We start from the raw sequence: 1787 nt of genomic DNA on the forward strand, positions 1-1787 counted from the left end.
AAAACTTTACTTGAATAGTGAAATTGCTCCAATTGAAAATACGAAAAAGGACGAAAAATTTGAAAGAAAATATAATGTTGAATATATTGAACTTGGTTGCGAAGGAAAAATTTATGAATGCGTAACTGAATATAACTTTTACATTATAAAAATTTTAGATATTCAATATCAAAGAAAATGGAGAAAAACAAAAAGGAAAGAAATAGTTGGAATGGAAGATTATAAAAATTCCATAAAAGCTTGTTTGAATTAAAATACGTTGTACAACACCGTACAAAATTAATTGCTTGCTTTTTGCTTACTTACGAAAATCCTCGCGGATTTTCTTTGTCGGTAATTATTTACTAACTTTATAGCTAAACCACGCAACTAACCTTGTACAAACACGTTGGCAAACATTTTGAGAAAAACTATATACATACTAATTCTAACTTTTATTATGACTTCTTGCTCTATAAGCAATGGAATCACAAATCGGATAAATTCGAAATTTAAGATAGAATATCCTAAAATAAAAGAGTATTCTCGGACTAAATATCAAGAGAAACTACGAAAACGTGTACTAAAGAAAATTCAGAATGATTTTGAGTTAGTAAAATCCAAACTATATATTGTTGAAGTCTTCCAAAATCGAGGTGGACATCACGTTTTTACTAAATATCAAACTGTAATGACATATTTTTGGCAAGATGGAATACTTAAAGAAGTATATTATGTAAACGATGAAAATAAGTTGGAAATTAAAAAAGAAGAATATTGGGGAACGGAACATATGATTCCTACTCTAAAATTCATTCAGGAAAAGATGGAACTTAATCAGTTTGATTCAATTGAAAAAAAATCTCAAAATATTAATAACCAAATAAGTCATGCCGGAGAATTTTTCATAACGGAAATGGATGAGCAATTAAATATTATTAAAGTCCTCAAATGTGAAGAATTTGGAATTGAATAAAAAACGATTTGCCAACACCGTATAAAATTAAATGCTGGTTTTAGCCAGTTTATGAAAGTCCTCGCGGACTTTCTATCTATGATATATTTGCTAACTTTAGTGCTTGAAACACGCAACTAATCTTATACATGAAACGTTGTAACTAATACAGAGGAAATCAAATTTGGAATATTTAATTGACAATTTAACTTTGACTAAAAAAGGAGATTCTCGAACTATAATGTATGGAGAATGGTCAATGTTATTTGGAAAATATAAAGCAAAAATATTTGAACATAATGAAAGATTATTATTCTCTATAAAGAAGAAAGTTAATGTTTGGAAACTTAAAGTAAATTATTTCATTAAAGATAAAAATGGAAAATCTTTTGAAATAAATGGAAAAAATAAAAAGCATTCTATTTATGAATTGAAAACTCAAGAGAATATGTTTGAATTAAAACTTCATAGTGGGAATAAAAAATCATTCTTCAAAAACGGAATTCAAATTGCATCAATAGATGAGACTGTTTTTAAAGGAAAAACAACCATAAAAACGAAGAGTATTGAAAGTTTACCTGAATTATTTCTTATGTTGTTTTGTTTGAAAATAGGAGAAGATAACGATGGAATAACTTTGAATTTTGGAAATATTAGTAGAATGGAACCTATAAATGAAAATTGGAAACCTTAAAAAAAAGTACTAGTTACAACACCGTGTATAAAAAATTGCTAAATTAGTCCTTTACCAAAGGCAGTTGCATTTTTGCACACTTTGATTTTCCGTTGGAAAATCCTCGCGCACAAAACCGCAACTTTCCATAACACAAACACGTTGTACAACATAAAGAAT

Annotated in this window: 3 protein-coding genes; all 3 read left to right on the plus strand. The window is 27.7% G+C overall.

All coding sequences use genetic code 11. The annotated features are described in order from the left end of the window. On the plus strand, positions 1–253 hold a 253-nt coding region (locus KO506_RS16380), incomplete at its 5' end, for a hypothetical protein (RefSeq protein ID WP_215996010.1). Between the two features lie 186 nt (positions 254–439). Continuing rightward, a complete protein-coding gene (locus tag KO506_RS16385) occupies positions 440–955 on the plus strand; it encodes a hypothetical protein (protein ID WP_215996011.1) in 516 nt (171 codons plus the stop codon). A 163-nt stretch (positions 956–1118) separates the two neighbouring features. Then, on the plus strand, positions 1119–1628 hold the full coding sequence (locus KO506_RS16390) for a hypothetical protein (RefSeq protein ID WP_215996012.1): 510 nt from the start codon (positions 1119–1121) through the stop codon (positions 1626–1628). Positions 1629–1787: the final 159 nt, after the last annotated feature.

Origin of the sequence: Polaribacter vadi (assembly GCF_018861005.1) — a bacterium.
Classification (GTDB): domain Bacteria; phylum Bacteroidota; class Bacteroidia; order Flavobacteriales; family Flavobacteriaceae; genus Polaribacter; species Polaribacter vadi_A.